Here is a 26084-nt window from a genome sequence, read left to right on the forward strand (position 1 = left end):
AAGCTCAGCCATGATTCGCAATGCTGCCTTGTTTTTCGCCGTGCTGACACTTTTGCTTTTCGCTACCGGTTGCTGGAGCCGCCGGGAATTGAACGATCTGGCCATCGTCACAGGAGTTGCGATTGACAAAATCGATAACAAGTATCGTGTCTCCGTTCAAGTCGTGGATCCCGGGGAAGCGGCAGGAAAGAAAGGAAGCAGCGGACGTTCTCCTGTGACGTTGTATGATGCTTCAGGAGACACGGTGTTTGAAGTCATCCGCAGAATGACGACGGTAACCCCCAGGAAGCTGTACTTTTCCCATCTGCGAATGTTCGTTCTGAGTGAAGACTTGGCAAGGGAAGGCATCGGCAAAATTCTGGATTTTTTCTCCAGAGACCATGAATTGCGCACTGATTTTTACATCGTGGTGTCCAAAGGAAGGGCAGCCAAAGATATCATCAGTATCCTGACCCCATTGGAAAAAAACCCGTCAACCAAAATGTTCACCTCTCTTGAGGTATCAGAGAAAGCATGGGCACCAACAGTAGCGATTCAATTGGATGAACTCATCAACGATATAGTTAGCGAAGGGAAGGAGCCCGTTTTGACAGGCATCTTGATTAAAGGGAATCCCGCCATAGGCAAAGGCAAAGGGAATCTCGAAACTATCGACACGCCTACCAATTTGCAGTACGGAGGCATTGCCGTATTTAAAAAAGATCGAATGATCGGTTGGTTGAATGAAGAAGAAAGCAAGGGGGTCAGCAATCTAACCAACAGATTGGACAGTACAGTGATGGAAGTAGCTTGTGGGAATAACGGAAAATTGGCGGTTGAGGTGATCCGCTCCAATACAAAAGTGAAGGGAAAGGTGAAGGACGGGCAACCAGAAATCAAGGTGACGATTCGTACTGAAGCCAACATAGGGGATGTAGAATGTCAGATCGATCTTATGAAGTCCAAAACCTTATACGATCTGGAAATAGAATTGGAACAGAAAATGAAAAGTGATGCAGAACGTGCACTGAGTAAGGCAAAGAAGCTGAAAAGCGATATTTTTGGTTTTGGTGAGGCTATCCACCGGGCGGATCCGAACTATTGGCAAACAGTAAAAAAGGATTGGGACAAGCATTTTCCTTCATTACCGGTCCGGATCAAGGTTGACTTCAAAATCAGGCAACTGGGCACGACTGGTGATTCATTTCAAAATAAATTGAAGGAGTAAATGTTCGCTTATGGCGGTTATTGGAATATTGGCGATAGCAGGGATCATTGCGATGGCGGAAGTGCCCCGTCTACGGAGAAAGGGCCACAAGAAAGAGCTTTGGGTTTTTATGCTTCTGCTTCTCTTGGGTACAGGCATCAGTATTGCCGAAAGCTTATCCGTAAAGGTTCCGAACCCTATTGATGGGATCGCCTACTTGTACAAACCAATCAATGATTTCATTCAAGGCATCTTGAAATAAATCGCGTATCTCGTCCATATCGCGGGGATATAAGGGGGAGAAAATGGTTCGCAACGAAAAAATAAGTGCACGCCAATTTGGGATTCTAGTAGCGTTATATTCGATAGGCACTACCATCTTGATTGTTCCCGCAGTCCTGGCGGAAGAGGCAAAACAGGACGCCTGGATTGCGGCTTTGCTCGGAGTGGGCATAGGTATTGTGCTTGTGGGGCTGTTCATTGCTGTAGGAAGTCTCATTCCCTCCATGAGCTTGGTTGAATTGATGGAGGAGTTACTTGGGAAATGGCTGGGAAAGGCAGTTTCCTTGACGTTTATATTCTTTGCACTTGTCACTGCTTCTGAACTTTTGTATTTTGTCGGCAACTTTATTACCACTCAAATTATGCCGGAAACCCCGATGCAATCCATCAATATTATTTTTGCATGCGTAGTCGTCATGGGAGTTCGACTTGGAATCGAGACCTTGGCACGCTCAGCAGAGCTGTTATTTCCGTTGTTTGTTTTTCTATTCCTGGTTTTTGTGATTTTTGTATCTCCTCAAGTAAAAGTTGAGAACATACAGCCGGTCTTGGAGGCCGACTTCAAAAATCTGCTTAGGGCAGCCATCTATTTCATTAGCGTCTTTTCCCTCCCCACTGTTGTGCTGTTAATGGTTTATCCCGCTTCCGTAAATCGGCCAAATGAAGCGAAAAAAAACTTTTTTTCTGGAGTCATCATCGCCGGGGTTACATTAATCATCATGATCGCCTTGAGTATACTTGTACTTGGAGTCACTACAACCCAACTGCAGATATATCCGAGCTATTCTCTAGCGAAAAAAATTAATGTCGGAAATTTTCTCCAACGCATTGAGATCGTCATGGCTGGTATGTGGTTTATCTCGATCTTTTTCAAGCTTTCATTGTATTTCTATGCATCCGTCACTGGCTTGGCACAAACGTTGAATGTAAAGGATTATCGTTTTCTAACACTCCCGCTGGGGGTTGTTATGGTTGCACTCTCCATGCTGGTACATCCCAATACATTGCATTCTTTTGAGTATAATAGGGAAACCTGGCTGTCTTATGTCTCGACTTACGGGTTGTTTTTGCCCTTGCTGTTATTGGGAGTATACGCATTCCGAAGAAAAGGAAGGCAAGACATGGCGACGTCCAGCAATGAAACAAAATCCGAATGAGATCGCTGAGCAAAGAAGCGCCGATTAAACAAAAAACGACTGCAATCTGGAATCCAATCCGGGGTGCAGTCGCTTTTGTTTTCGGAGAAACTTCTCTGTGCTTTTTCATCGTCATTCGTTGGCCATGATACCTAAGTGTGTGGAATAGAATGAAAATTACATATTGTCATGTAATTTACATTCGATTTATAATGGATCACAAGTATCGATTAACGGAACGATTGTTCCGATATTCGGAACAGGAGAGTGGGAATATGTCTGAGAAAAACAGTACGGTATTAAAAGCGGCGGAATTGTTGAAGCTCTTTTTGTCCCATCCCGCTCTTACCTTGCCGCAGGTTGTCAAACTAACCGGCCAACCGAAGACCTCCGTACATCGGATGCTCAGCTCCTTGGAAGAGACGGGTTTTGTACGTCGGACAGCTGACCATGCCTATGAATTGGGATTTGTCTTTTTACAGTTTGCGCATGCTGTCGCCGATCGATTGGATATTCGCAAGATTGCTCTGCCAGTCATGCAGCGGCTTCGACAGGAGATCGGGGAAGCGGTAAACCTGATTGTGAGAGATGGCAACGAAGCCATCTATGTAGAGAAAGTAGATACGACGGAACCAGTCCGTGTTTTTACCGCGATTGGTCGTCGCGCTCCTTTGTATGGGGGGGCATGTCCGCGCGTATTGCTGGCCTACATGTCCGAATTCGAGCGGGAAACGTATTTTCAAAACGTAAAATTGGAGCGAATTGCTAACAATACCATTACAGATCTGCAAAAGTTGCGGGAAGTCATCGCCAAGACGCGTGAAACGGGGTATACGATCAGCCATTCTGAGCTGTACAATTACACCTCTGCAGTAGGCGCGCCCATATTCAACCATTCGGGCAACGTTGTTGCGGGTCTCAGTATTGTGGGACCAGAAAATCGTTACGGAGAAGAAAATTTGCCGTTTTATATTGAAAAAACAGTAGCTGCAGCCCGAGAAATATCAGAAAGACTAGGCTGGCAAGCAACAGGAAAAGGAGAGAAGGCCTGATGGAAGCAACTTTTCAGCCATTGGGTGATCAGGCCGTCGTGGTTCAGTTCGGTACGACCATGAGTCTGGAGGCGTATCAACAGGTAAGGCGTGTAGCCTTGATACTGGACAGGCATCCCATTCCGGGAATGGTGGAATACATTCCTGCCTACACGACGATTACGATCTTTTACAACCCGCAGGCATTATATGACTGGAACCAAAAGCATACAGCGAGAGAGCGGGCAGAAGAGTCGGATACTCTCTATCAGATCGTTTGCGATTTGATTCGGGATCAGCTAAAGCAAGCAACCGTAGCAAGCGCTGGAGAGGAACGGACTGTAGAAATTCCGGTTTGCTACGGGGGAGAGCTCGGGCCTGATCTGCCTGATGTAGCCGCGTTGAATCAAATCACGGAGCAGGAAGTGATCGACATCCATGCGGGGGGAGATTATCTGGTCTATATGATTGGGTTTGCTCCCGGATTTCCTTATATAGGCGGGATGTCAGAGCGAATCGCGGCACCGCGCCGGAAATCTCCACGCCTCTCGATTCCGGCAGGTTCCGTCGGGATTGCAGGAAAGCAGACCGGTATCTATCCTATGGAAACACCGGGTGGCTGGCAAATTATCGGCCGGACTCCCTTGAGGCTGTTCCGACCGGAGGATGATACGCCCAGTCTGCTGCAAGCGGGAGACCGGGTTCGTTTCTATCCGATCTCCATGGAGGAATACCGGGCGTTTGAGGAGGGATCATCGTGACCGTACGTGTGATTCGACCTGGATTGTTGACCTCGGTTCAGGATGCAGGGCGATATGGATTTCAAAAACATGGAGTAATCGTAAGCGGTGTCATGGACCCGTTGGCGCACCGGATCGCCAATATGCTGGTTGGCAATGAGGAGACGCAAGCCACTCTGGAAATGACCCTGAAAGGTGCCACCCTGGAATTTCAGAAAGATGCGCTGATCTCGATATGCGGCGGTGATTTGTCCCCATCCGTGGAAGGGACCCCGGTGCCATTGTGGAAGCCCATTTTCCTGAAAAAAGGATCCGTTCTGGACTTTGGACCATGCCGAACAGGAATCAGAGCGTATCTCGCCATAGCAGGAGGCTGGGATGTTCCGCTCGTCATGAACAGCCGTTCCACCTATTTGCGGGCCGGGATTGGCGGGTTTCAGGGACGTGCTCTCAAAGCCGGAGATGAATTGAGCTTTGGGGCGCGCACCCAGCTCGGAGAAGAAATGATGAAGCGACTAAGCAGTCAATCAGCTCAGGCGTCCTTTATCGTTCCAGAGTGGGGAGTGGCACAGGAAATGGTGCCGAATTATACGTCGGCGCCCGTGATTCGAGCGATTCGCGGCAATCAATACGATTGGTTTACAAAAGAAAGCCAAATCGCGTTCTTTTCAGAGCCATACAAGGTCACACCGCAATCCGACCGGATGGGCTACCGGCTGGATGGACCGATGCTCGAGCTGACAGAGCAGATGGAGTTGATCTCAGAGGCCGTCGCTTTTGGGAGCATACAGGTTCCTGCTGAAGGCAAGCCGATCGTGCTGCTGGCTGACAGGCAGACGACTGGCGGGTACCCCAAGATCGCCCAGATCGCCACGGTTGACTTGCCATTGATTGCCCAGACGAAGCCCGGGGACACCATCCGTTATACGGAAATCAGCCGTGAAGACGCGGAGTGGCTTTTGCTTGTTAGAGAAAATCAAATCCGTCAATTAAAGACAGGGATTTTGGTCAAAAACGCCTAGGAGGGATCAAGATGTATCACATCGATTTGAATTGCGATATGGGAGAGAGCTTCGGTGCCTACCGGATTGGAAATGATGAGGCCGTTTTGCCATACATCACTTCGGCCAATATTGCATGTGGCTTCCACGCCGGGGACCCGGCTACCATGCGCAAGACCGTGCAGCTGGCTTTGAGACACGATGTCAAAATCGGGGCGCACCCTGGCCTGCCGGACCTGCAAGGCTTTGGAAGAAGGAACATGGCCATTACCGCCGGGGAGGCCTACGATCTGGTCGTGTATCAGGTGGGGGCGCTGCAGGGCTTCGTTCAATCCGAGGGAGGAGTGATGCAACATGTGAAACCGCACGGTGCCTTTTACAACATGGCAGCCGTCAATTCTGATCTTGCTCGGGCAATCGCAGAAGCGGTGTACCGAATCAATCCAGAGCTGTATCTGGTAGGGCTTGCCGGCAGTCATTTGATCACAGAGGCAGAAAAAATCGGGCTTCGAGCAAAAAGTGAAGTCTTTGCAGATCGCACCTATCAACAGGACGGGACTCTCACCCCGCGCAGCCAGGAGGGTGCACTGATCACGAATGATGAACAGGCAGTTCAGCAAGTAATCCGTATGATCAAAGAAGGAAAAGTGCTTACAAGACAAGGAAGTGACTTCGCGATTAAGGCGGAGACAGTCTGCATTCATGGGGACGGCGAACACGCTCTGTCATTCGCGCGCGAAATTCGCGAGACTTTGGAGAAAACCGGGGTAGAAGTCAAAGCTATGTCACTTTGAGAGAAAAAAGAAAAAACAGACTACCAAAAAACGGAGTGAATCCATTCTATGAAACAATCCAAATTGAGTCTGCTTTTGGGGGCAGCCTTCCTGATGGCAACATCAGCGATTGGACCCGGTTTTCTGACACAAACTACCGTATTTACACAAACGTTGCTTGCAAGCTTTGGATTCGTGATTTTGATGTCCATTATCCTGGATATCGGAGCGCAGATGAACGTGTGGCGCATCATTGCGGTGTCAGAAAAAAGAGCCCAGGATATTGCAAACATGGTACTGCCGGGTATGGGCTATCTGGTGGCGTTGCTGATTGTCATGGGCGGCTTGGCCTTTAATATCGGGAACGTGGCTGGTGCAGGCCTGGGCCTGAATGTGTTGTTCGGTATTCCCGCTGAGACGGGCGCACTAGTAAGCGCAATTATTGCTATTGGTATTTTTCTCGTTCGTGAAGCAGGAAAACTCATGGACCGCTTCGCCCAGATTATGGGCTTCATCATGATTGGTCTTACGATCTACGTGGCCGCTGTATCCTCCCCGCCAGTTGGAGAAGCAGTTATCAAATCCTTTGTTCCAGACACCATTGACGTCTTGGCTATCGTAACCCTGGTCGGCGGAACAGTGGGCGGCTATATTACATTTGCGGGCGGCCACCGTCTGTTGGATGCAGGCGTGAAAGGGAGAGCGGCTTTGCCGGAAGTGACGAAAAGCTCCATGTCAGGGATCATCGTCGTTTCCATCATGCGGGTCGTATTATTCCTCGCTGTACTCGGAGTTGTTTCCCAAGGTCTGCAATTGGATCCAGCAAATCCACCGGCATCCGTCTTCCAGTTGGCAGCGGGTGACATTGGCTACAAGATCTTTGGGATTGTCATTTGGGCTGCAGCTATTACTTCCGTGATTGGCTGTGCCTATACATCTGTCTCCTTTATCCGCACCTTTCATCCGGCACTGGAGCGAGCCAACAAATGGATCATTATCGGCTTCATTGCGGTTTCAACGCTGGTGTTTCTGATCGTCGGCCGCCCGGTTAAGATTCTCGTGCTGGTAGGAGCCTTGAACGGATTGATTTTGCCGATCACACTGGGTGTCATGCTGTTTGCCGCCTATCAGAAAAAAATCGTGGGCGACTACAAGCATCCGATGTGGATGACCATTTTCGGCGGAATCGTCGTAGTCTCCATGGCGATCATGGGCATCTATACCTTGATAAATGAATTGCCGAAACTGATGTCATAAACGAATGACCAATCCTGCCGCAGGTATGATATCATCATATACTGCGGTACTTTATTAGGCTGAAGGAGGAATCCTGCATGAGTTCCATAGCTGCTATGACTCCGCAAGAATCTCGTCAATGGATTAGAGAAGGACGTTGGCAAAAGCCAACAGCAGGCATGGCGAACGGATATACACAGGCGAATCTGGCCATTTTGCCGCGATCGCTTGCATTTGATTTTTTATTGTTTTGTCAGCGCAATCCCAAACCTTGCCCGGTCCTGGATGTAACCGACGCAGGGTCGGCGATCCCTTCGCTGGTTGCGCCGGATGCCAATCTGCTCACGGACATTCCGAAATATCGCGTGTATCGAAATGGCGTGCTGACCGAAGAAACAACCAGCATTGAACACGTTTGGCAAGATGACATGGTCGCCTTTTTATTGGGGTGCAGCTTTACGTTTGAGAGGGCGATGCTGGAAAATGGCATCCCGGTCCGACACATCGAACAAGATTGCAATGTACCGATGTACATCACCAATATCGCATGCAAGAGCGCTGGTGCATTCTCAGGTCCGATGGTGGTCAGCATGCGTCCGGTTCCTCATGAGCAAGTGGTGCGGGCGGTACAGGTGACGTCTCGTTTTCCAGCCGTTCACGGGGCTCCTGTACACATCGGCGATCCCAGTGTCATCGGGATTCAAGCAATCGACAGGCCCGACTTCGGTGATCCCGTCACCATCCGAGACGGAGAGGTTCCCGTCTTTTGGGCATGTGGAGTTACACCGCAAGCCGTCGCGATGCAGTCGAAGCCGGAAATTATGATTACGCACGCTCCTGGACATATGTTTATTACCAATCTGCGTGACGAGGAATTCGGGGTTCTATAAAATGAGATTGGCATTGTCAACCTTGCAATGGGCCATGTTTATCCTCGCTGGAAGCGTAGTGGCTCCATTGGCGATCGGTCAGGCTTATGGCATGTCCCCCCTGGAAATCGGCGAGTTTGTGCAACGCACGCTATTCGTATTGGGGATCGTCGCGCTTGTACAGACATGGTGGGGACACCGCTTGCCGATCATGGAAGGCCCCGCTGCTCTTTGGTGGGGAGTATTTCTTCTGTTCGGGTCACTCGGCACAGCAACGGGAGAGGAGTCTCGGTCCATTCTGCCGGCGCTTGGACTGGGCCTTGTCTTCAGCGGCGTCTTGTTTGTCATCATGAGCATTTGCGGATGGATTGCCGTGATTCGCCGACTGTTTACGCCTGCGGTCATCGGCACGTATTTTATTCTCTTGGTTGTGCAGATGAGCGGCCCCTTTGTAAATGGGATTCTAGGCACTGCGTCAACCTCTTTTGACTGGAAAGCGACGTCTATCGCTATCGCTACGCTGATTTTGTCATTCATTCTTGCTCGCAGCAGCTTGCCTTTTTTGCGCAACTATTCCGTATTGATTTCGATCCTGTTTGGGTGGTCGCTATTTCAAATTTTTGGACTTCAGGAACCATTCGGAGAAGCCAGCCAATCGTGGTTTACCCTGCCTGGAGTGTTTTCATTTGGCTGGCCGGAATGGGATGGAGGCATTATTCTCACATCGGTGATCGTGACTCTGCTTTTGCTGAGCAACATGATTGCCAGTATGGAAGCAGTGGGTCAAGTACTCGAGAATAAGAATGAGGTAAATGAAAAGCGCACTGGCTTGATTATGGGAGGCAGCCAGCTGTTATCGGCTACTTTTGCTACAGTCAGCTTTGTACCGCTCTCGTATACGGCAGGGTTTATTATGACCACGCGGATGAAAGAAAAGCTGCCTTTTCTCTTGGGAAATGTCTTGCTGGTGGTGATCAGCTTTTTTCCTGCTGTAACGGGGTTGTTTGCCTCGATTCCGGTCTCTGTAGGGTACGCCAGTATCTTCCTTTCCTTTGTGAATATGCTTGGCATGGGATTGAAAGAAATCGGGCGTGACGGATTGGGAGAAAGACAATTGTATATCGTGGGCATCTCCATCATGATCGGTACGGGTTGCATGTTTATTCCCTCTTCCTTCCTGTTCCTTGTACCTCCTTTCCTGAGTCCCTTAATCAGCAACGGTCTGCTGATGGGTGTAGCCAGTTGCCTGCTGCTGGAACGGTTGGTTCGGAAAGAAGAGCCTGCTTAAAAATTTGCCGCCTGTCGATCGGGGCGGCTTTTTGCTGTGGCGCAGGTTGCTGGAACTTGCCGGAAACCCGCATTGCAAATGATGAAATTGAGGTATAATATAATCTAGTGCTAGATGAGAGGCAGCTTTTATTCATATGGTTCGTCAGCAAAATGCTTATGAACTTTTTATAGTTTTTGATGTCTGATAGAAAACAATTCTACACGAATGAAAGAGAGTGGAACGGTATGGGTCGTAAGTGGAACAATATCAAAGAAAAGAAAGCGTCCAAAGATGCAAGCACCAGTCGCATTTACGCAAAATTTGGACGTGAAATCTACGTGGCTGCCAAGCAGGGTGAGCCAGATCCGGAATCAAATCGCACACTGAAGGTCGTTCTCGAGCGCGCGAAGACGTACAATGTGCCAAAAGCGATTATCGACCGTGCCATTGAAAAAGCGAAGGGCGGCTCTGACGAAAACTACGACGAGCTCCGTTATGAAGGATTTGGTCCCAACGGCTCCATGGTGATTGTGGATGCCTTGACCAACAACGTAAACCGCACAGCATCCGAAGTGCGCGCTGCCTTTAACAAAAACGGTGGAAATATGGGAGTAAGCGGATCTGTCGCGTATATGTTCGATGCGACTGCCGTCATCGGTCTCGAAGGCAAATCAGCGGATGAAGTGCTGGAAATCCTCATGGAAGCGGATGTAGACGTTCGCGATGTGCTGGATGAAGACGGATCCGTCATTGTATACGCCGAACCGGATCAATTCCACGCTGTGCAAGAAACATTGAAACAGGCAGGGATTTCAGAATTTAGCGTAGCGGAAATTACGATGCTGCCGCAAAATGAAGTGACGCTTCCTGAAGATTCCCAAGCTCAATTTGAAAAATTGATCGATGCCCTGGACGATTTGGAAGACGTCCAGCAAGTGTACCACAACGTAGATTTGGGCGAATAATAATAGAGGAAAGCAGACCTGTCGAGATACAAGGTCTGCTTTTTTTATCAAGTGGCTTGAACCGCTTTGGCCGCATTGACTCTGCCGTAGAGCCAGTAGGTGCCGGTGCCGGGGATCGGGTCCGAGGTGGTCTTGATGGCCCGTTGAATCTGTGCGTTTGTTTTCCCTTGGGAAGCCAGCAAGGCGGCAATACCGGACACGTGCGGCGCAGCCATGGAGGTCCCGCTTAGGTAGGCATAGTAGCTGCCTGGATAGGTGGAGAGAATGTTTTCGCCGGGTGCCGCGACATCTACCCAGCGGCCGTAATTGGAAAATGCGGATTTCTCTTCGCGCTCATTGGTGGAGCCGACTGCGATGACATTGGGGTAGTTGGCCGGATAGCTGGGAAGAGCGGAACCGGCATTTCCCGCGGCGGCAACGATGACCGCCCCGCGATCCCAGGCATATTGAATCGCGGATTGCAGCGAGGCGGAGGCAGCGGGAGAGCCCAGACTGAGGTTGATTACCTGTGCCCCCTGTTGGGCCGCGTAGACGATTCCGCGTACGACGTTCATCAATTCCCCGCTTCCCGTATTGTCCAAGGAGCGGATGGGCATGATCGATGCCAGCGGGCAGACTCCAGCAATTCCAAAGCTGTTATTGGTTGCGGCAGCGGCAATGCCAGCCACATGGGTACCGTGACCGTTTCCATCCATCGGTTGGGGGGAGTTGTTGACAAAGTCGTAGCCTGGTACGAGTTTGGGCTGCAATTCGGGATGGTCCAATTGCACACCTGTGTCCACCACCGCAATTTTGACGGCCGGAGTTCCCTGTGTGACATCCCAGGCAGCGGGAGCGGCTATTCGCTGCGGGCCGTACTGATACAGCGAGAAATAGGGATCATTGGGAGCAGCGGAAGCTTGGAACAGATAATTGGGCTCGACAAACGCGATTTCTGCCAGGCCCTGATAATGCTTCAGAATTCTTCGCATCTTTCGCTTGGAGGAAATCTTATAGATCCCCAACTCGGGATCGTGATCCATCATTTCACATTTCGCCTTTTTGTGAATCTCCTCGATCTGAGTGGGCGTCACACCATCATGAAAGCTGACGATCAACTGATTGGGGACGTGAGCATGCCACTTTGCATCCTGTCTGCGATCCCAGTGTCGGTACAGGACGATTGCCATGATACCCCCAAAGAGCAGCAGGCCAATCCAGAATTCCATGTTCACCTCTCCTTTTTCAACAGACTTCTTCTTTGTGTATGCAGGAGGTAAACCAGGAGATTGGATGCTTATCCCTTTTTGATGAAATCTAAGGCAATGAACCAGGGGAAGAAGCGCAATCGAGAAGAAATCCAGTAGGCGATATCCTGTTAAGATGGTATCAGAGGGAATGATACTGAGGAGGAATGAATGACATGGGTTATCAAGCAAAGCAGATTTTTGTGAATTTGCCTGTCGAGGACTTGCAGAAGTCAGTCGAGTTCTTTACTGCGCTGGGATTTACGTTCAATCCACAATTTACCGATGAAAAGGCAACCTGCATGGTGATTGGCGAGAATATCTACGCCATGCTGCTGGTGAAAAGCTTTTTCCAAACGTTCACCAAAAAGGAAGTAGCTGATGCGACAAAGAGTACAGAAGTCCTGGTAGCCTTGTCCGCGAGCAGCAGGGAGGAAGTAAACGAGCTGGTTCAGAAAGCCTTGGCGGCTGGCGGCAAGGAAGCGAATGACCTGGCAGATCACGGCTTCATGTACAGCTGGAGCTTCCAGGATCTCGATGGACATATTTGGGAGCTGATATACATGGATGAAAATGCAGTGCCAAAAGAATAGATGGGAGCAGGGATGTGGGCTGATTGGCCCCATCTCTTTTTTATGTCCAAAGGCGGTTCCATAATTTTCCGATCCATGATAAAATAGATGCGAACGATTGTTCTTGAATGGTCAAGGGCGGATGGGAGTGTCGCGAATAGTGGTCGACCGTTATTCTGAAATCGACGAGGTAATTGCCTATATTCATCAGCATCTGGATGAGCCTCTGCTATTGGATCGTTTAGCAAAAGAGGTCTCCTACAGTCCCTATCATTTCACCCGCATCTTCAAAGCCAGGGTAGGTCTTCCGCCTTTGTACTACGTCTCAGCGGCGCGGCTGCAGAAAGCGAAGGATTTATTGCTGCGCACCAATCTGGGCATACGCGATATTGCGCTGGAGATCGGCCAGCAGAGCCTGGGAACCTTCACGACAAGGTTTACGGAGAGAGTCGGTGTGACGCCCTCGTCTTTTCGGAATTCTTCCGTAGAAGCTGAGACGCTTTTTCGCTCCTTGCGGCAATTAGAGGATTGGCGCGGCCCACAGCCTGCTGTTCAGACATACGGCAGAATTTCAGGAACAGTCCACTCGATCGTGCCGTTTGAGGGTGTGATCCTGATCGGATTGTTTCCCAAGCCGATTCCTGAAGGGCTGCCCCTGTATGGGACCTTGCTTTCCTCTCTCGGAGATTTCTGTTTTGCGGACGTCAAGCCGGGCGTCTACTATTTAATGGCAACTTCGATACCTTGGGGGACGCAGGCAATCGATTTTTTGTTGCCGCATACCACCTTGCGTACCCGTTCGCATAAACCGATTACAGTGAAGCCCGATTCGGTGGTCCCGCATCAGCAGGTGATGCTCCATCTGCCGAGTCCAGATGATCCGCCCATTCTGGTGTCGCTGCCGCTTTTGATGAATCGTTTTTTAAGCAGAGTCGGCACCGTCGCTCCTGCCAAGTGAAAGCGTCTTCGGCAGATTCCGGAACGATGATGGACAACAGGTATAAAATCAAGGCTTGTATATATACAACCCTTCTCTGGATACCGGTAACGGGTGACGATGCCATCGCGGTCATTGCAGACAGCTTGAGTCCAAAAAGTAAGGCGTAGTTGTTGGAAAACCGGTTCAACCTCTCTTGTGAGAGTTGAGCTGGTTTTTTCTGTCTGGGACAAAAGGGTTGATTTCCCTGGGATCACCTGTCATGCTTACAAGGAGCTTGATGATTCCAGAGTCGGAACACAGGAGATGAAAAATGGTAGAAATAAAAACTTCCAAACTGAGCAATGGTGAGTTGAACAGAGGCGTTTTTGCGACACGTGACATTGCAAAAGGTGAACTGCTTCATGAGGCACCTGTTTTGCCTTATCTGAATGAAGAGCACGAGCACATCGAAAAGACCTTGCTGGCTGATTACGCGTTCGAGTATGGAGCGAACCACACCTGCATTTTGCTGGGATACGGCATGCTGTTCAACCACTCCTATGAGCCGAATGCCACGTACGAGATCAATTTTGACAACCATACGTTTGATTTCTATGCCTATCGGGATATCACCGCCGGGGAAGAGATTTTGATCAATTACAACGGGGACGAGGATTGTGATGATCCGCTATGGTTTCTAGAAGAGTAAACCATAAAAAAAATCCTGAAAAAATGTACGAAGTCGATCTTTACGAGCCACTTGTGAAGCATTTCACAAAACAGGGATATGAGGTCAAAGGGGAAGTCAAGCATTGTGATCTGACCGCGGTCAAAGACGACGAACTGATTATCGTGGAGATGAAGCGCCATCTGAGTGTGGAGCTGCTGGTCCAGGCAACGAAACGACAACGCCTGACCGAGCTTGTCTATATCGCGGTCCCCAAACCTAAAATCAGCTTGTTTTCGCGAAAGTGGAAAGACATCTGCCACCTGGTGCGCAGGCTGGAGTGCGGTCTGCTGCTCGTCTCGTTGCAACAGGGCGGCACTGTGGCAGAGGTATTTTCACCTGCGCCGTTCGATCGGGCCAAGAGCATGCAGCGCAGCAAGCAAAAACGCCAACGGGTACTCCGTGAAATAGAGGGCAGGCATGGAGATTTCAACGTGGGGGGAAGCTCCCAGACGAAGATTATGACGGCGTACAAGGAAAATTGCCTTCAGATCGCCTTTTGGCTGGATTTTTTGGGCCCCTCGGCTCCAAAAGCACTGCGCCAATCGGGGACGGGTGAAAAGACACAAGCGATCCTGCAGATGAATTACGATGGGTGGTTTGAAAAGATCCGTCGTGGCATCTATGGCATCAGTGAAAAAGGCAAGCAGGCGCTCAAAGAATATCCCGAGCTGACCGAGCATTACAGGCAGCTTGCGGCTGAGCGGACACGGTCCAATGAAGGAACCCCAGACATAACAGGATAAATGACAGGGAAACAGACTGCGGTGATGAATCGTATGTCTGTTTTTTTGTTGGAAATTTTTCAAATATATAGTTAAATGGCTGTATAAGAATACCCTGATCATAAGTGATGGAGAGTGTTGAATGGTGGTTACAAGCGAATCGGTGCTGTCTGTACAAAAGCAAGCCTGTCCCGAATGCGGGGAGGAAATTGTTGCTGTCAAAGGATATATACCATGGTGCCAGGGTTGCAATTGGAATCTAAACCCTCTCCACAAGGCAAAGAACCCGACACTATTTGAGCGCTACTATCTGAAAATCGGGAACTTTGCTGGCGAAAAGCTTCTGCAATCGGTCATGACCGAACCCATGTCCAAACCGACGAGTTTGGGAGTAGTCTTTGCCTATCTGATCGCGGGAGCCGTCCATCTAACCAGCGTGGTGATCCTGTTTTGCGGGATTTGGCTGGCAATCGCAGGGTGGGGAAATTTTTTCTTCATGGCTGCAGCGTTGCTATGCCTGATCGTGGCATGGGTGACGAGGCCGAGGATCGGGAAAATGCCGAAGGATATCGTAAGCCGGACCGAATTTCCTACCCTTTATCGAATTGTGGATGAGATCAGCGAAAAGATGGGAGCAAAAAAGGTTGATGGCATTACAATAGATTTTGCGTATAATGCAGCTTTCGGAAGCTATGGCCTGTCCAGAAAAAACGTGATTCATCTTGGCGTGCCATTGATTAGCGTACTGAAACCAGAGGAGTTTGTAGCGCTCCTTGGACATGAGCTGGGGCATGGCGTGAATGGCGATTCCACACGCGGCGTTTTTGTGGGGACTGCGATCCGCACGTTAATGGAATGGCGGTATTTCATCAAGCCAGATCAGATTCTTGAGCGCAACGGCAGTCTGGTTGAGTTGGCAATGGTTCCAATCAATCTGCTATTGCTGCTTTTGTCCAAAGGAATTGAAGGGATCGTGTTTGTATTGGCCCATTTACTTTGGCAAAACAAGCAGCGCGCGGAGTATTTGGCAGACAGCCTCGCTGTTCAGGTAGGGGGGCTTCAGGCCAAATTGGCTCTGCTGGAAAAGCTGCACCTGGAGCACATCTTTGCCTTTGCCATGCAACGCATCTTGACGGGCGGCGCTATTGGAAGCGCAGCCGAGGAAATCAGATCCCAGTTTGGGCAAATTCCCGCCAGTGAAATCGAACGGGTTAGAAGAATGGAACAAAGCGCGGACGTGAGATTGGATAGCACGCATCCTCCCACGGCTTATCGCATTCAGTATCTGAAAAGCAGAGGAGATACGGCTGCTGCTTATCAGATCAGCACGGAAGATCAAATGCTACTGGAAAAAGAGTGGCGGCATCTGGAAGAAAAAACAGAAACCAAGTTCATACGGTATTACAGAGATCACTCTTACTTGCTTTATTAAGCGTATAACCGCGAAGATCAAGGACTTCTGTCCGGATTCTTCGCGGTTTTTTGCTTCTCGTATTCCCCGCTATATGATCGCAAGCGCATGAAGTAATAATTATTTTTATATTTCAAATTATGAAAAATGAACAGTACAATGCTCGATATGCATCATCATTCTATTCATAGGGGGAATTGCCTTGAGCCAAATGGGTACTGCTGCAGGAACATTGCCGGAAAAAATGACAAGGGCAAGATGGATTTATGTCGGATTACCATTGCTTATCTTATTTACGGTTTCGATGATCGACAAGTCCAACATCAATATTTTGCTGGCGAACAAGCCCTTCCTGCAAGATTTGGGGATTACGGACGGCGCGATCAAAGGCTCACTGAGCAGCATCTTCCTCGTTACGTATGCCATCGGTCAGCTAGGTTGGGGATTTGTGGTCGACCGGATCGGAGCTTTCAAAAGCGGGCTCATCGGTATTTTCTTCTGGGTTTTCGCGATGGTCCTGGGCGGCCTGGCGGAATCGGTCTCTGCGCTGCTCTGGTCTCGTTCGATCCTCGGTATTAGTGAAGGGGTGCTGTATCCGATCGCCCTGACTTTGACTGCTAAATGGTTCCCCAGCAATGAACAGGCAAAAGCACAGGCGCTCTGGTTCAACGGGAATTCTCTCGGACCGGTGATTGGCCTTCCGACCATTGCCATGGTGGCAGAGTCTTACGGCTGGAGGGAAAGCTACTATGCACTCGCAGCGATTTCCCTGTTTTCGCTGATCATGTTCTGGGCGATGGTTCGCAATAGTCCAGGCCATCACTACGCGGTCAACACCACGGAAAAAGAGTACATCGAAAAAGGTGTCTCGACAAACAAAAAGGAATTGGCTGGCACCGGTGAGGTAAAAGCAGTTCTGAAAAACCCTGTTTTCTGGGTGCTCACCACCGTATACGGATGTATCTCCATTGGTTTTTTCGGAATCTCGACCTTTTTGCCCAGTTATTTGACAGAAGTAAAGGGCATTCCATTCGTTCAGTCGGCATTCGTCAATGCGGCCGGGTATGGGTTGGCGATTCTGGTGCAGATGGGCTCCGGCTTCCTGTCTGACCGCTATATGAAAAGGGCTGTGTTCGTCGGCGGAGCGAGTGCCTGTATTATCTTGTTTCTTTTGATGTCGATGTTTACCGCAAGCGCTCTCATGGCGCAGATTCTCAGCATCCTGCTGATCAGCGTATTGCTGATGCCTGCTGCGTTGACCATGACGATGCTGCATAAGGTTGCTTCGCCGCAAGTAATGGGAAGAATTGGCGGAATATTCGGAAGTATTTCCTATGCGCTGGCAGCTATCGGTCCGATGGTCGTCGGTGCCGTCAGCCAGATGACAGGTTCCTTTACCGGCGGGTTCCTGGCTTTGATGAGCTTTATTCTGATTTCACTCATTCTTTGCCTGGGACTCATGCGCAAAGGCTATTAAAAAGTCAACAAAGAGGGACGGCTACAGGAGGGATGCAACGGTGTCACGATTGCAGGAATTACGCGAGGTAATGAGACAAATCCATACGGCATGGCAAGAAGGCCGCAAAACGACGCTGCTGATGCTGATGCATGTCGAAGGCTCTGCCTACAGGCTGCCCGGCAGCAAAATCATGATGGCAGAGGATGGACACATCTTCGGGACAATAAGCGGCGGTTGTTTGGAGGGGGATCTGTACGGCTGGGCGGAAAAGGTGATGCAGACAGGCAAGCCGCATCTGCAACGCTACGATCTGAGCGAAAGTGAAGTATGGAGCTTGGGTATCGGCTGCAAGGGCACTTTGGAGGTGGGCATCCTTCCTGTCACACCTGATGACTCTTTTTGGAGACTGACGGACGAAGCGCTCCAACAGGATGAGAGCTTTGCACTGATCCTGGAGATCGTAGACGGCGCCCGTGTCCTCATGAAACGGGATGGACGGGCCTTCGGAGATGTGGATCGTCTTCCGGTAGAAGTGCTGGACCAGGCGAGAGCCCGTTTTGGCAGGCAAACCAGGGCTGAGGTCATGCGGTTCGGGACCCGACGCTACTATATGGATGTGGTAAGACCCAGCGAGCGATTGGTCATTGCAGGGGCGGGCCTGGATGCTCGCCCGGTGGCAGAATTGGCGGCACGCAGCGGCTTTTCCGTCACGGTGCTGGACCCTCGTGCAGGCTTTAATACTCCTCAGGCTTTTCCAGCGGCCCATCATCTCGTCCAGTCTCCAGCTGATGCAGACCCGGCACAGATGCTGGATAGCTGGTGGGTGATTATGAACCATCATCTGGAGCGGGATCAAGCCAGTCTGGAGCTGGCTCTTCGCAGCCGTCCGCGCTTTATCGGGGTACTCGGACCGCTGTCCCGAACGGAGGAGATGCTTGTCCAGATAGGAAAAACGTTCTCCTGCGGTCCGATCCATGCCCCGGTCGGTCTCGATCTGGGAGCCGAGACGATGGATGAGGTCGCACTCAGCATCGTCTCCCAGCTCCTGGCCATGCGCAACGGCAGACAGGCGGCCGCGCTGCATGGCAAAAGCAAAATTCATGCCTGATTAGCCGACTTCTCCGCTAGCGATGGGTAGGTATGCTCAAAATAATCGATCGTAAATCGGATCAGCTCGCGGGCAGCCAGCGTGATATACCGGGATTCCACCCAGGAGAGACCGATAATCCTTTGGGAATGGCGGTCCTCCAAGGGAAGGTAGACCGGTGAATCCTTGGGCATGTACCCGTGCTTCCACCAGTGCTGCGGGATCAAAGCGACGCCAAGTCCGTTGTGAACCATGCGCAGAATCACTTCCGCATCGTTGCATTCAAAGGCAATGTTGGGAACAAAACCACTGTCTTGGCACATGTCCAAAGTAGTCTGGGTCAATTCGTAGGACATGACGAGACTGATATAGGTTTCTTCAGCAGCATCGCGAAGCCAGACCTTCTTTTGATTCGCCAGGCGATGGTTGGGGGGGACGGCCAGAAACATTTTCTCATGGAGCAGGGGGACATTCTTGAATTTGGGATCGCGAATCAAGGGGTGGGTGATGATCAAATCCGCCTCCCCGCGTTCCAGAAGATTTTGGCACTCCTGTGAAGTGCCTTGGAGCAGCTTGATATTGACATGGGGGTACTTTTTGAGAAAAGCGCTTAACAGTTCGGGGAGCAAGCGGCCGGTAGAGGCGGCAAGAATGACTTGTCCTCGCTCCAGACCCGTGAGATCTGCCAGTTCATACTGACCCTCTTCCAGTTCAGCAAAGACGCGGTCGACGCGATTGAGAAAAATTTTTCCGAAGCGATTCAGGCGAATTTGCTTGCCATGCCGATCAAACAAGGGGACTCCCAGATGCTTTTCCAATCTGCTGATCATTTTGCTCAAAGAGGGCTGAGAGATGTGAAGCTCTTCAGCAGCTCGGGTCATATGTTCCAGACGGGCGACGACTTGAAAATACTTCAGTTGCAACAGATCCACGGACAACCCACCCCTTATGCCTTATTGTCTATCAATTCATAAGTGATTATGTATTTTAAATTATATAAAATCAAGACTAAACTGAAGGAAAAGACAGGGGAACCAAAAACAGCGAGGGAGTGACACAGACGATGCAATTGTCAGGAGAAGCAAAATTTGCGAACAGTGTACAGCATATTTGGGATGCTCTACACGATCCAGAAATTTTAAAAGGGGCTATCCCCGGTTGCGAACGATTGGATCTGACAGGCCAAGGGGAATACGACGTCGTGATGAAGCTTGGAGTCGCTGCTGTAAAAGGGGAGTACACCGGCAAAGTCAAGCTGGAGGATGTCGAAGCGGGGGCGCACTACATGCTGCTGGCAGAGGGAAGCGGTTCTCCCGGGCATGTAAAAGCGAAGATGGACTGCAAGCTTTTGCCGACCGATAAAGGCTGCACGCTGGTCTGGAACTGTGATGCGGAGATCGGCGGAATGATCGCAAGTGTAGGAGGGCGTGTATTGGGGGGAATCGCCAAATTCATGGCGGGCCAATTCTTCAAAGCGATCGAAAAACAAGTGAAGAATGGGGGAGCATGATGAAACCAGCTTCGTTTGAATACCTGCGACCTGCAAGTCTGGAAGAGGCGCTGCAATACCTCGCTGACCTGGGCGAGGATGCCAAAATTATTGCGGGAGGCCAAAGCCTGATTCCCGTCCTCAACATGCGGCTATCGACGCCAAAATACTTGATTGACATCGGCAGGGTGGAGGGGCTCTCCTACATTCGCGAGGAGGATGGCTATCTGGCGATTGGAGCTTTGACCAGGCATGTCGAGCTGGAACAGTCGCCTTTGGTCGCGAAGCATTGCCCGTTGCTGCTGGAAGCGGTGAAATGGATCGGACATGCGCAGATTCGGCAAAGAGGGACGGTCGGAGGCAGCATCGCGCATGCAGATCCTTCTGCTGAACTGCCGTGTGTACTGGCCGCACTGCGCGGGGAGATTGTGATTGCGCACGCGGACGGCGAGGAGACGCTGGCAGCGGAGGAGTTTTTCCTGACGTATCTGCTGACCTCCCTGCAGCCGGATCAGATGATCAAAGAAGTCCGTTTCCCGGTCATTTCGAATGCGGCCGGTTATGCTTTCACGGAGGTAGCGCGTCGTCACGGAGATTTTGCTCTCGTAGAGGTAGCCGCTGTGGTCGAGCTGAATGAAAATCAGGAAATTGCTTTGGCCCGTCTGGCAGCTGGCGGCGCCAACCCGGTTCCTTGTGTGCTGGAGTCTGTCGAGGACTTCCTGATTGGCAAGGCAGCAGACAATTCCCTCTTGGAAGAGGCTGGCGAGATGGCGAGTGAAAGTGTGGATCCGGACGGTGATTTGCACGGATCGGCAAGCTACAGACGCTCCTTGGTAAAAACCTTGACCAAACGGGCGTTGCAAACAGCGATTCAACGGGCAGGAGGGATTTCGCGATGAAAACCATGGAGATTACGGTTACAGTAAATGGAAAAAAACGCACGGAGACAGTCGAGACCCGTATGCTGCTATCCGACTTTATCCGCGAGCAATTGCGCCTGACGGGAACGCATCTGGGCTGCGAGCACGGCGTGTGCGGGGCCTGTACCGTACTGGTGAATGGAAAAGCGGCTCGTTCCTGCCTGATGCTCGCAGTGCAAGCTGATGGCTTTGCGATTGATACCGTAGAATCGCTGGCAAGGGAGGACGGCAGCCTGCACCCGCTGCAGCAGGCTTTCTCTGACAATCACGCCTTGCAATGCGGCTTTTGCACGCCTGGTTTCATGATGACCCTGGTTGATTTTCTCCAGGAGAATCCGAATCCGAGCGAAGGGGAGATTCGCGAAGCAATCTCTGGCAACCTGTGCCGCTGTACGGGGTACGCGAATATTGTAAAAGCTGTTGAGCAAGCTTCCCAGGCGCTTGCCAAACAAGGAGGTTGAATCCATGGCGAACCTGATTGGGCAAAGCTTTCGACGCAAAGAAGATTATCGTTTTGTGACAGGGACCGGACAGTACGTAGCCGATATCCGGATGGACAATATGGCGGAAGCGGCATTCATCCGCAGCACGTATGCCCATGCCCGGATTAAAAGCATCGACAGATCCGCAGCGCTGGCTCTGGATGATGTCTATGCAGTCATTACCGGTGAGGATCTGGTGGGGAAAGTGGGGCTCATGTCCGAGATGGAGTCGCACTGTCGCCTGCCGAAGCATATCGAAGATCAGATCAAGCCGATCATGAAGCATAATGTCGAGCCTGTATTGGCGACGGGAAAGGTCAAATATGTAGGGCAAAATGTCGTTTGCATCGTAGCGAAAAACCGCTATATCGCAGAGGATGCTGCTGCTCTGGTAAAAATCGACTACGAACCGCTGCCAGCCGTGGTTGATCCCTTTGAAGCGCTGAAGGAAGGCGCTCCGCTGGTTCAAGACGATCTGGACGACAATATGCAAGCCTATTTCCACCTCCCCGTAGGTTCCTGGGAAGAGGCAGTAAGCAAAGCCGACCACGTAATCAAAGGACGTTTTACTTCTCCTCGCGTCGGGTCCAATCCGATCGAGACGCGCGGGGTGGTCGCCTCGTATGACAATCGCACGGACTTTCTCAACATCTGGAGCTCTACGCAGATGCCTTTTGAAATCCGCCACTATGTCGCGAAGCTGCTCGGATTGGTCGAGCAGAATATCCGCGTGGTCGCTCCTGATGTCGGCGGCGGTTTTGGTCCAAAAGGAGGCCTTTATCCGGAGGAAGTGCTGCTGGCGTATCTGGCCAAGCAGTTGAAGCGCCCAGTGCGCTGGATCGAAGACCGGATGGAGCATATGAGCGGCGCCCGTCATTCCCGTGACCAGATTCACGCCCTGGAGGTAGCCTATACCAAGGACGGAACCATCCTGGGCGTAAAAGATGATTTCGTGCTGGACGTAGGAGCGATCAACTACTTTGCCCTGACCTGTGCCTACAACAGCGCGGCTCATTTTCGCGGGGCGTACAAGATACCGGTATTCGACCTGACCTGCCGCATCGCTCTGACGAACAAAACCCCCAACGTACCGTATCGCGGTGCCGGGAGACCGGAAGTGGTCTTTGCCATGGACCGCATCGTCGACATGATCGCCCGTGAACTCGGGATGGATCCTGTGGAGGTCATGCTGAAAAATATCATCCCGGCCGAAGAAATGCCGTACAGCCAAGGGATGTACTATAAAGACGGCGGCGAGTTGATCTATGACAGCGGCAATTATCCGGAAGCCTTCGAGATGGCCTTGGAGATGTCTCGCTTCAAGGAGATCCGGGCGAATCAGGAGCGGTGGAGACAAGAAGGCAAGTACATCGGGATCGGCTTTTCTTCCAATGTAGAGGGAACGGGTGTCGGGCCGTTTGAGGGGGCAAAAGTCAGCATTGACCCGTCCGGCCAGGTGATCCTGCACGTAGGGTCCTCTTCGCAAGGCCAAAGCCATGAGACGGTATTCGGCCAGGTAGCCGGAGATGTCTTTGGGGTAAGCCTGGATCGCGTCACCGTGAAAAACGGAGATACGGTCGCTCTGGGTTACGGGGCGGGGACGTATGCCAGCCGCAGTGCGGTAAATGCAGGCTCCGCGGCGCATTTGGCTTCTGTCAAATTGCGTGAGAAAATGCTGGCTGTAGCGGGCAATGTACTGGAGATCGCACCGGAGGAATTGACGATGAAAGACGGGGTCATTTATGCGGTCAGCCAGCCAGAGAAAAAGATCACCTTCCCCGAACTGGCAGCTGCCGCCGCGCCAGGAATGCGCTGCAAGGTGCCGGAAGGGATGGACCCGGGCCTGGAAGCGACGCATTACTTCGTTCCACCGACCGTGACGTACTCTTCTTCGGTTCATGCAGCAGTGGTGGAAGTGGACATCGAGACGGGATTTGTGAAAATCAAGAATTACTACATCGTCCATGACAGTGGACGTGTCATCAATCCGATGGTCGTGGAGGGGCAAGTCCAGGGCGGATTCGCGCAGGGGATCGGAACAGCTCTGTACGAGGAGGTCGTCCACAATGAGAACGGACAGTTGCTGACAGGAACCTATATGGATTATCTGCTGCCGACCTCGATGGAGGTGCCTGTCGCGGTGCAGGGCGAACAGGAATATTACTCTACCCGCAACCCGCTCGGGGTAAAAGGTGTGGGCGAGAGTGGAGCCATTTCTACTCCTGCCGCGATTGCCAACGCCGTCGTGGACGCGCTGGCTCCCTTTCACGTGAAGATTGATCGACTGCCGGTCAGCCCGAATCGGGTGTTTGATTTGCTGCAAGATGCACAAAGCGAAGAAGTAATCATGCCCAAATGATGCGACTATTGTTTATAGACCCGCATGTCAGGTTTGTAGAACTGACATATGGGTCTTTTTCTTTTGTGACCGTGATTACAGGCAAGAAGGTTTCGATGAGCATCTCCGTGATCGAGGAAAGAATCCTGGAGCGCCTTTCATCAAACAAAAATTTTGTGAAGTTGTCTGTGGATAATGAACAGTCCATTACCTTGAATGCGTTATACAATGATCGGACCAAAGCCGATGTGTCTGACGAGGCCAAGTGGACTTCCAGTGACGAAGGGATTGCTGTCGTGAAAGACGGTGTCATTACGGCTATTTCTTCGGGTGAAGTGGAAATCATTGCAGAGTATGAAGGAAAAACCGTTACGATTTATGTGACAGTGACGAAATAAGCGAAAACCCCGATCCATCAGGAGGATCGGGGTTTTCCTTATTGAGAGGCAAGCACTTTGCCAGATTTCTTCCGTCCATTCAGCAACAGGTTGAGCAGCACAATCAGCAGCACGGCAAGCTGTGGCACAGTCGTCTCCCAATTCGCATACACACCGAGATCCGGCACATGAAAGAGAGATTCTGAGCTGTGTACAGGCAGCATACCCGTCACTTGCAGGGAATGAATGCTCGCCCCGATGAATTTGAAGGCCATATAGTAGAGCAGCATGCTGGCAATGAAAAAGAAAGGACGCACCGGGATACGGCTGCTTAGCTTCATAAAAGCATAGCCGATGATCGCAAGCAGGATGAGGGCGGATGCAATGCCAGTAAGCAGATCCGTCATGCTGATGGAAGCGGCCATGCCAAAGTAGAAAATAATCGTCTCGGCTCCTTCGCGTGCGACAGCCAGAAAGGCAGTCAGGCCAAGCGACCAAAGGGCCCCCTTGGCCAGTGAACGTCCAATGGCCCGTTCCACGTAGCGGTTCCAGGTTTGCAGATTGGATTTTCTATGCAGCCAGGCGCCAATCGTCAGCATGAACAGGACAGCGACGAGCCCGGTAATGCCTTCCATCAATTCTCGCGAGCTGCCGGTGGACAGATTGGACAACACGATGCTCAAAATGACAGCCAGGATTACGGAGGCCACAAGTCCAATCGCCGCTCCTGACCAGATCCATTTGCGTTTGTCTGCATTTCCTGATTTTTGCAAGAAGGCGAGAAGAGCGAGAATAATCAGGATCGCCTCCAGCCCTTCACGAAACAAGATAAGGCCTGCATCCCACGCGGTGTAGGAGGAGACAGCAGCAAAAGGCTCCAGCTGATCTTTCATGGCCGTTACAAGAGCAGACGCCTTTTCCCAGCGGGGCGGATTGGACAACAGATGGGTCGGAACAGCTACCATTTTGTTCTCGATGCTGCTGTAGGTACCGGGTGACTTGGTCATCACAACGCCTTCGACCACGGGCCAGGTCGAAATGAAGGTATCCATCTTCTCGGCGGCCAAGTCAGCCTTCTTGTTGTCGATGTCAGCCTGGACCTCGTCAAGCAGCTTCATCAGAGAGGAGATGGACGGCTGGTCGGCTGAAGCAGCGGAGGTGTCTGATTCGGCAGCTGCCTTTCCCGAGAGGTAGTCTTCCACAGCTTGCGTCAATTCCTGCAGCTTGGCTTCGCTTTTGGCGGGATCAGGGGGTTCGGTATTCAGGGCGATACGCACGCCGCTGATCTTGATCTCCATGTTTCCGTAGACACTCGTATTCTCTGCGCGCACGAGTCCCTCTGCCTTGTACCAGCCTTTGACGAAACGGTTGTAGGATTCCTTGGCCCTTGTCCAATCCTGGGCTGCTACAGCGTCAGAACTCTCTTTGAGGATGGGGAGGAGCGCTTCGATTTGCTTATGCGCCTTTTCCTTGGGCTGTGCAGCATCTTCTCGAGAGGTGACGTACAGATCGGCTGCTTTAGCAAGGCTGGAGATCGCCTGTGTGGCAGGTTCGGGTGATACAGCTGCCTCGTTCAATGCCAGTTCGGCTTCTGTCAGGGCAGCGGACAATGCGGCAGCCTCTGGAGTATTCTCCTCATTTGACTCCCACAGCTCTCGGATCTGTTTTACGGCCTGGGAGACCTCGTCCCAGTTCTGGTCCCCGCTGCTGATCAAGGCATCGCTGGAGTAGGCGATCAACTGCTTCAACTGGTCAGCAGGCAAGGCAGCGGCAGATGCGATCTGCCAAGAGGACGACAGGAGCATCAACGTCATGCAGAGGAAAAGCAGGTAGCGTTTCAAGGTGTTCACTCCATCCCGGATG

At 51.2% G+C, this 26084-nt stretch carries 26 protein-coding genes; 23 read left to right on the plus strand and 3 right to left on the minus strand.

Annotated elements, in window-relative coordinates:
- Window positions 1-10: 10 nt before the first annotated feature.
- The 11 genes from EDM58_RS10850 (at window position 11) to EDM58_RS10900 (ending at window position 10489) form a co-directional block, all read left to right on the plus strand.
- Window positions 11-1207 carry a Ger(x)C family spore germination protein gene (locus EDM58_RS10850; protein ID WP_122913350.1) on the plus strand — a complete coding sequence of 399 codons (1197 nt, stop codon included), beginning with the start codon at window positions 11-13 and terminating at the stop codon, window positions 1205-1207.
- 10 nt (window positions 1208-1217) lie between these two features.
- Window positions 1218-1448: a hypothetical protein gene (locus EDM58_RS10855; protein ID WP_122913351.1), complete on the plus strand. Its 231-nt coding sequence runs from the start codon at window positions 1218-1220 to the stop codon at window positions 1446-1448.
- 43 nt (window positions 1449-1491) lie between these two features.
- A complete protein-coding gene (locus tag EDM58_RS10860; RefSeq protein WP_122913352.1) occupies window positions 1492-2625 on the plus strand; it encodes a GerAB/ArcD/ProY family transporter in 1134 nt (377 codons plus the stop codon).
- 254 nt (window positions 2626-2879) lie between these two features.
- Window positions 2880-3656: an IclR family transcriptional regulator gene (locus EDM58_RS10865; RefSeq protein WP_122913353.1), complete on the plus strand. Its 777-nt coding sequence runs from the start codon at window positions 2880-2882 to the stop codon at window positions 3654-3656.
- On the plus strand, window positions 3656-4396 hold the full coding sequence (gene pxpB, locus EDM58_RS10870) for a 5-oxoprolinase subunit PxpB (RefSeq protein ID WP_122913354.1): 741 nt from the start codon (window positions 3656-3658) through the stop codon (window positions 4394-4396). Before EDM58_RS10865 ends, pxpB begins: the two co-directional genes overlap by 1 nt.
- Window positions 4393-5397, plus strand: a complete 1005-nt coding sequence (locus tag EDM58_RS10875) for a 5-oxoprolinase subunit C family protein (protein WP_122913355.1) — start codon at window positions 4393-4395, stop codon at window positions 5395-5397. Before pxpB ends, EDM58_RS10875 begins: the two co-directional genes overlap by 4 nt.
- Window positions 5398-5408: 11 nt before the next feature.
- Window positions 5409-6170 carry a 5-oxoprolinase subunit PxpA gene (gene pxpA / locus EDM58_RS10880; RefSeq protein WP_122913356.1) on the plus strand — a complete coding sequence of 254 codons (762 nt, stop codon included), beginning with the start codon at window positions 5409-5411 and terminating at the stop codon, window positions 6168-6170.
- Between the two features lie 48 nt (window positions 6171-6218).
- A complete protein-coding gene (locus EDM58_RS10885; RefSeq protein ID WP_122913357.1) occupies window positions 6219-7406 on the plus strand; it encodes an NRAMP family divalent metal transporter in 1188 nt (395 codons plus the stop codon).
- Between the two features lie 77 nt (window positions 7407-7483).
- Window positions 7484-8275 (plus strand): putative hydro-lyase, encoded by a 792-nt coding sequence (locus EDM58_RS10890; RefSeq protein WP_122913358.1) that lies wholly within the window; start codon window positions 7484-7486, stop codon window positions 8273-8275.
- 1 nt (window position 8276) lies between these two features.
- Window positions 8277-9542, plus strand: coding sequence for a purine/pyrimidine permease (locus EDM58_RS10895; RefSeq protein WP_122913359.1), 1266 nt, complete (start codon window positions 8277-8279; stop codon window positions 9540-9542).
- 227 nt (window positions 9543-9769) lie between these two features.
- On the plus strand, window positions 9770-10489 hold the full coding sequence (locus EDM58_RS10900; protein WP_122913360.1) for a YebC/PmpR family DNA-binding transcriptional regulator: 720 nt from the start codon (window positions 9770-9772) through the stop codon (window positions 10487-10489).
- Between the two features lie 47 nt (window positions 10490-10536).
- Here the strand turns inward: EDM58_RS10900 and EDM58_RS10905 are convergent, their stop codons facing one another.
- The gene (locus EDM58_RS10905) at window positions 10537-11697 is read right to left on the minus strand and encodes a S8 family peptidase (RefSeq protein ID WP_122913361.1); all 1161 of its coding nucleotides are present in this window, start codon (window positions 11695-11697) and stop codon (window positions 10537-10539) included.
- A gap of 194 nt (window positions 11698-11891) precedes the next feature.
- Here EDM58_RS10905 and EDM58_RS10910 point away from each other — a divergent pair, with 194 nt between their 5' ends.
- The 7 genes from EDM58_RS10910 to EDM58_RS10940 all read left to right on the plus strand — a co-directional run bounded on the left by EDM58_RS10910 (window position 11892) and on the right by EDM58_RS10940 (window position 18636).
- Window positions 11892-12308, plus strand: a complete 417-nt coding sequence (locus EDM58_RS10910; RefSeq protein ID WP_122913362.1) for a VOC family protein — start codon at window positions 11892-11894, stop codon at window positions 12306-12308.
- Window positions 12309-12444: 136 nt separating this feature from the next.
- The gene (locus tag EDM58_RS10915) at window positions 12445-13245 is read left to right on the plus strand and encodes a helix-turn-helix domain-containing protein (RefSeq protein WP_246000666.1); all 801 of its coding nucleotides are present in this window, start codon (window positions 12445-12447) and stop codon (window positions 13243-13245) included.
- 292 nt (window positions 13246-13537) lie between these two features.
- Window positions 13538-13915, plus strand: a complete 378-nt coding sequence (locus EDM58_RS10920) for an SET domain-containing protein (protein WP_122913363.1) — start codon at window positions 13538-13540, stop codon at window positions 13913-13915.
- A 53-nt stretch (window positions 13916-13968) separates the two neighbouring features.
- A complete protein-coding gene (locus tag EDM58_RS10925; RefSeq protein WP_342769005.1) occupies window positions 13969-14679 on the plus strand; it encodes a DUF2161 domain-containing phosphodiesterase in 711 nt (236 codons plus the stop codon).
- A 121-nt stretch (window positions 14680-14800) separates the two neighbouring features.
- Window positions 14801-16090, plus strand: a complete 1290-nt coding sequence (locus EDM58_RS10930; RefSeq protein WP_122913365.1) for a M48 family metallopeptidase — start codon at window positions 14801-14803, stop codon at window positions 16088-16090.
- A 190-nt stretch (window positions 16091-16280) separates the two neighbouring features.
- Window positions 16281-17546, plus strand: coding sequence for an MFS transporter (locus EDM58_RS10935; RefSeq protein WP_246000668.1), 1266 nt, complete (start codon window positions 16281-16283; stop codon window positions 17544-17546).
- Between the two features lie 40 nt (window positions 17547-17586).
- Window positions 17587-18636 (plus strand): XdhC family protein, encoded by a 1050-nt coding sequence (locus EDM58_RS10940; RefSeq protein WP_122913367.1) that lies wholly within the window; start codon window positions 17587-17589, stop codon window positions 18634-18636.
- Here EDM58_RS10940 and EDM58_RS10945 read toward each other — a convergent pair.
- The gene (locus EDM58_RS10945; protein WP_122913368.1) at window positions 18627-19547 is read right to left on the minus strand and encodes a LysR family transcriptional regulator; all 921 of its coding nucleotides are present in this window, start codon (window positions 19545-19547) and stop codon (window positions 18627-18629) included. The two genes, EDM58_RS10940 and EDM58_RS10945, sit on opposite strands and share 10 nt — an antisense overlap.
- Window positions 19548-19678: 131 nt before the next feature.
- Between EDM58_RS10945 and EDM58_RS10950 the strand changes: the two genes are divergently transcribed.
- The 5 genes from EDM58_RS10950 (at window position 19679) to EDM58_RS10970 (ending at window position 24242) form a co-directional block, all read left to right on the plus strand.
- Window positions 19679-20125, plus strand: coding sequence for an SRPBCC family protein (locus EDM58_RS10950; protein ID WP_122913369.1), 447 nt, complete (start codon window positions 19679-19681; stop codon window positions 20123-20125).
- Complete coding sequence (locus EDM58_RS10955; RefSeq protein WP_122913370.1) at window positions 20125-21003, plus strand: FAD binding domain-containing protein; 879 nt, start codon at window positions 20125-20127, stop codon at window positions 21001-21003. The genes EDM58_RS10950 and EDM58_RS10955 overlap by 1 nt, the downstream gene beginning before the upstream one ends.
- A complete protein-coding gene (locus EDM58_RS10960; RefSeq protein ID WP_122913371.1) occupies window positions 21000-21485 on the plus strand; it encodes a (2Fe-2S)-binding protein in 486 nt (161 codons plus the stop codon). Before EDM58_RS10955 ends, EDM58_RS10960 begins: the two co-directional genes overlap by 4 nt.
- A 4-nt stretch (window positions 21486-21489) precedes the next feature.
- On the plus strand, window positions 21490-23865 hold the full coding sequence (locus tag EDM58_RS10965; protein WP_122913372.1) for a xanthine dehydrogenase family protein molybdopterin-binding subunit: 2376 nt from the start codon (window positions 21490-21492) through the stop codon (window positions 23863-23865).
- 95 nt (window positions 23866-23960) lie between these two features.
- Entirely contained in the window at window positions 23961-24242 is a 282-nt protein-coding gene (locus EDM58_RS10970) for a hypothetical protein (RefSeq protein WP_183187475.1), read from the plus strand.
- A gap of 38 nt (window positions 24243-24280) precedes the next feature.
- Here the strand turns inward: EDM58_RS10970 and EDM58_RS10975 are convergent, their stop codons facing one another.
- A complete protein-coding gene (locus EDM58_RS10975; protein WP_425455615.1) occupies window positions 24281-26071 on the minus strand; it encodes an FTR1 family iron permease in 1791 nt (596 codons plus the stop codon).
- Window positions 26072-26084: the final 13 nt, after the last annotated feature.

The sequence above is a fragment of the Brevibacillus panacihumi genome (genome assembly GCF_003710985.1).
GTDB classification, from domain to species: Bacteria; Bacillota; Bacilli; order Brevibacillales; family Brevibacillaceae; genus Brevibacillus; species Brevibacillus panacihumi.

Bases quoted from the DNA above. Each gene is read 5' to 3' on its own strand.
- EDM58_RS10850 (WP_122913350.1), top strand. From the start codon at position 11: ATGATTCGCAATGCTGCCTTGTTTTTCGCCGTGCTGACACTTTTGCTT.
- EDM58_RS10855 (WP_122913351.1), top strand. From the start codon at position 1,218: ATGGCGGTTATTGGAATATTGGCGATAGCAGGGATCATTGCGATGGCG.
- EDM58_RS10860 (WP_122913352.1), top strand. From the start codon at position 1,492: ATGGTTCGCAACGAAAAAATAAGTGCACGCCAATTTGGGATTCTAGTA.
- EDM58_RS10865 (WP_122913353.1), top strand. From the start codon at position 2,880: ATGTCTGAGAAAAACAGTACGGTATTAAAAGCGGCGGAATTGTTGAAG.
- pxpB (WP_122913354.1), top strand. From the start codon at position 3,656: ATGGAAGCAACTTTTCAGCCATTGGGTGATCAGGCCGTCGTGGTTCAG.
- pxpA (WP_122913356.1), top strand. From the start codon at position 5,409: ATGTATCACATCGATTTGAATTGCGATATGGGAGAGAGCTTCGGTGCC.
- EDM58_RS10885 (WP_122913357.1), top strand. From the start codon at position 6,219: ATGAAACAATCCAAATTGAGTCTGCTTTTGGGGGCAGCCTTCCTGATG.
- EDM58_RS10890 (WP_122913358.1), top strand. From the start codon at position 7,484: ATGAGTTCCATAGCTGCTATGACTCCGCAAGAATCTCGTCAATGGATT.
- EDM58_RS10895 (WP_122913359.1), top strand. From the start codon at position 8,277: ATGAGATTGGCATTGTCAACCTTGCAATGGGCCATGTTTATCCTCGCT.
- EDM58_RS10900 (WP_122913360.1), top strand. From the start codon at position 9,770: ATGGGTCGTAAGTGGAACAATATCAAAGAAAAGAAAGCGTCCAAAGAT.
- EDM58_RS10905 (WP_122913361.1), bottom strand. From the start codon at position 11,697: ATGGAATTCTGGATTGGCCTGCTGCTCTTTGGGGGTATCATGGCAATC.
- EDM58_RS10910 (WP_122913362.1), top strand. From the start codon at position 11,892: ATGGGTTATCAAGCAAAGCAGATTTTTGTGAATTTGCCTGTCGAGGAC.
- EDM58_RS10920 (WP_122913363.1), top strand. From the start codon at position 13,538: ATGGTAGAAATAAAAACTTCCAAACTGAGCAATGGTGAGTTGAACAGA.
- EDM58_RS10930 (WP_122913365.1), top strand. From the start codon at position 14,801: ATGGTGGTTACAAGCGAATCGGTGCTGTCTGTACAAAAGCAAGCCTGT.
- EDM58_RS10935 (WP_246000668.1), top strand. From the start codon at position 16,281: ATGGGTACTGCTGCAGGAACATTGCCGGAAAAAATGACAAGGGCAAGA.
- EDM58_RS10950 (WP_122913369.1), top strand. From the start codon at position 19,679: ATGCAATTGTCAGGAGAAGCAAAATTTGCGAACAGTGTACAGCATATT.
- EDM58_RS10955 (WP_122913370.1), top strand. From the start codon at position 20,125: ATGAAACCAGCTTCGTTTGAATACCTGCGACCTGCAAGTCTGGAAGAG.
- EDM58_RS10960 (WP_122913371.1), top strand. From the start codon at position 21,000: ATGAAAACCATGGAGATTACGGTTACAGTAAATGGAAAAAAACGCACG.
- EDM58_RS10965 (WP_122913372.1), top strand. From the start codon at position 21,490: ATGGCGAACCTGATTGGGCAAAGCTTTCGACGCAAAGAAGATTATCGT.
- EDM58_RS10970 (WP_183187475.1), top strand. From the start codon at position 23,961: ATGAGCATCTCCGTGATCGAGGAAAGAATCCTGGAGCGCCTTTCATCA.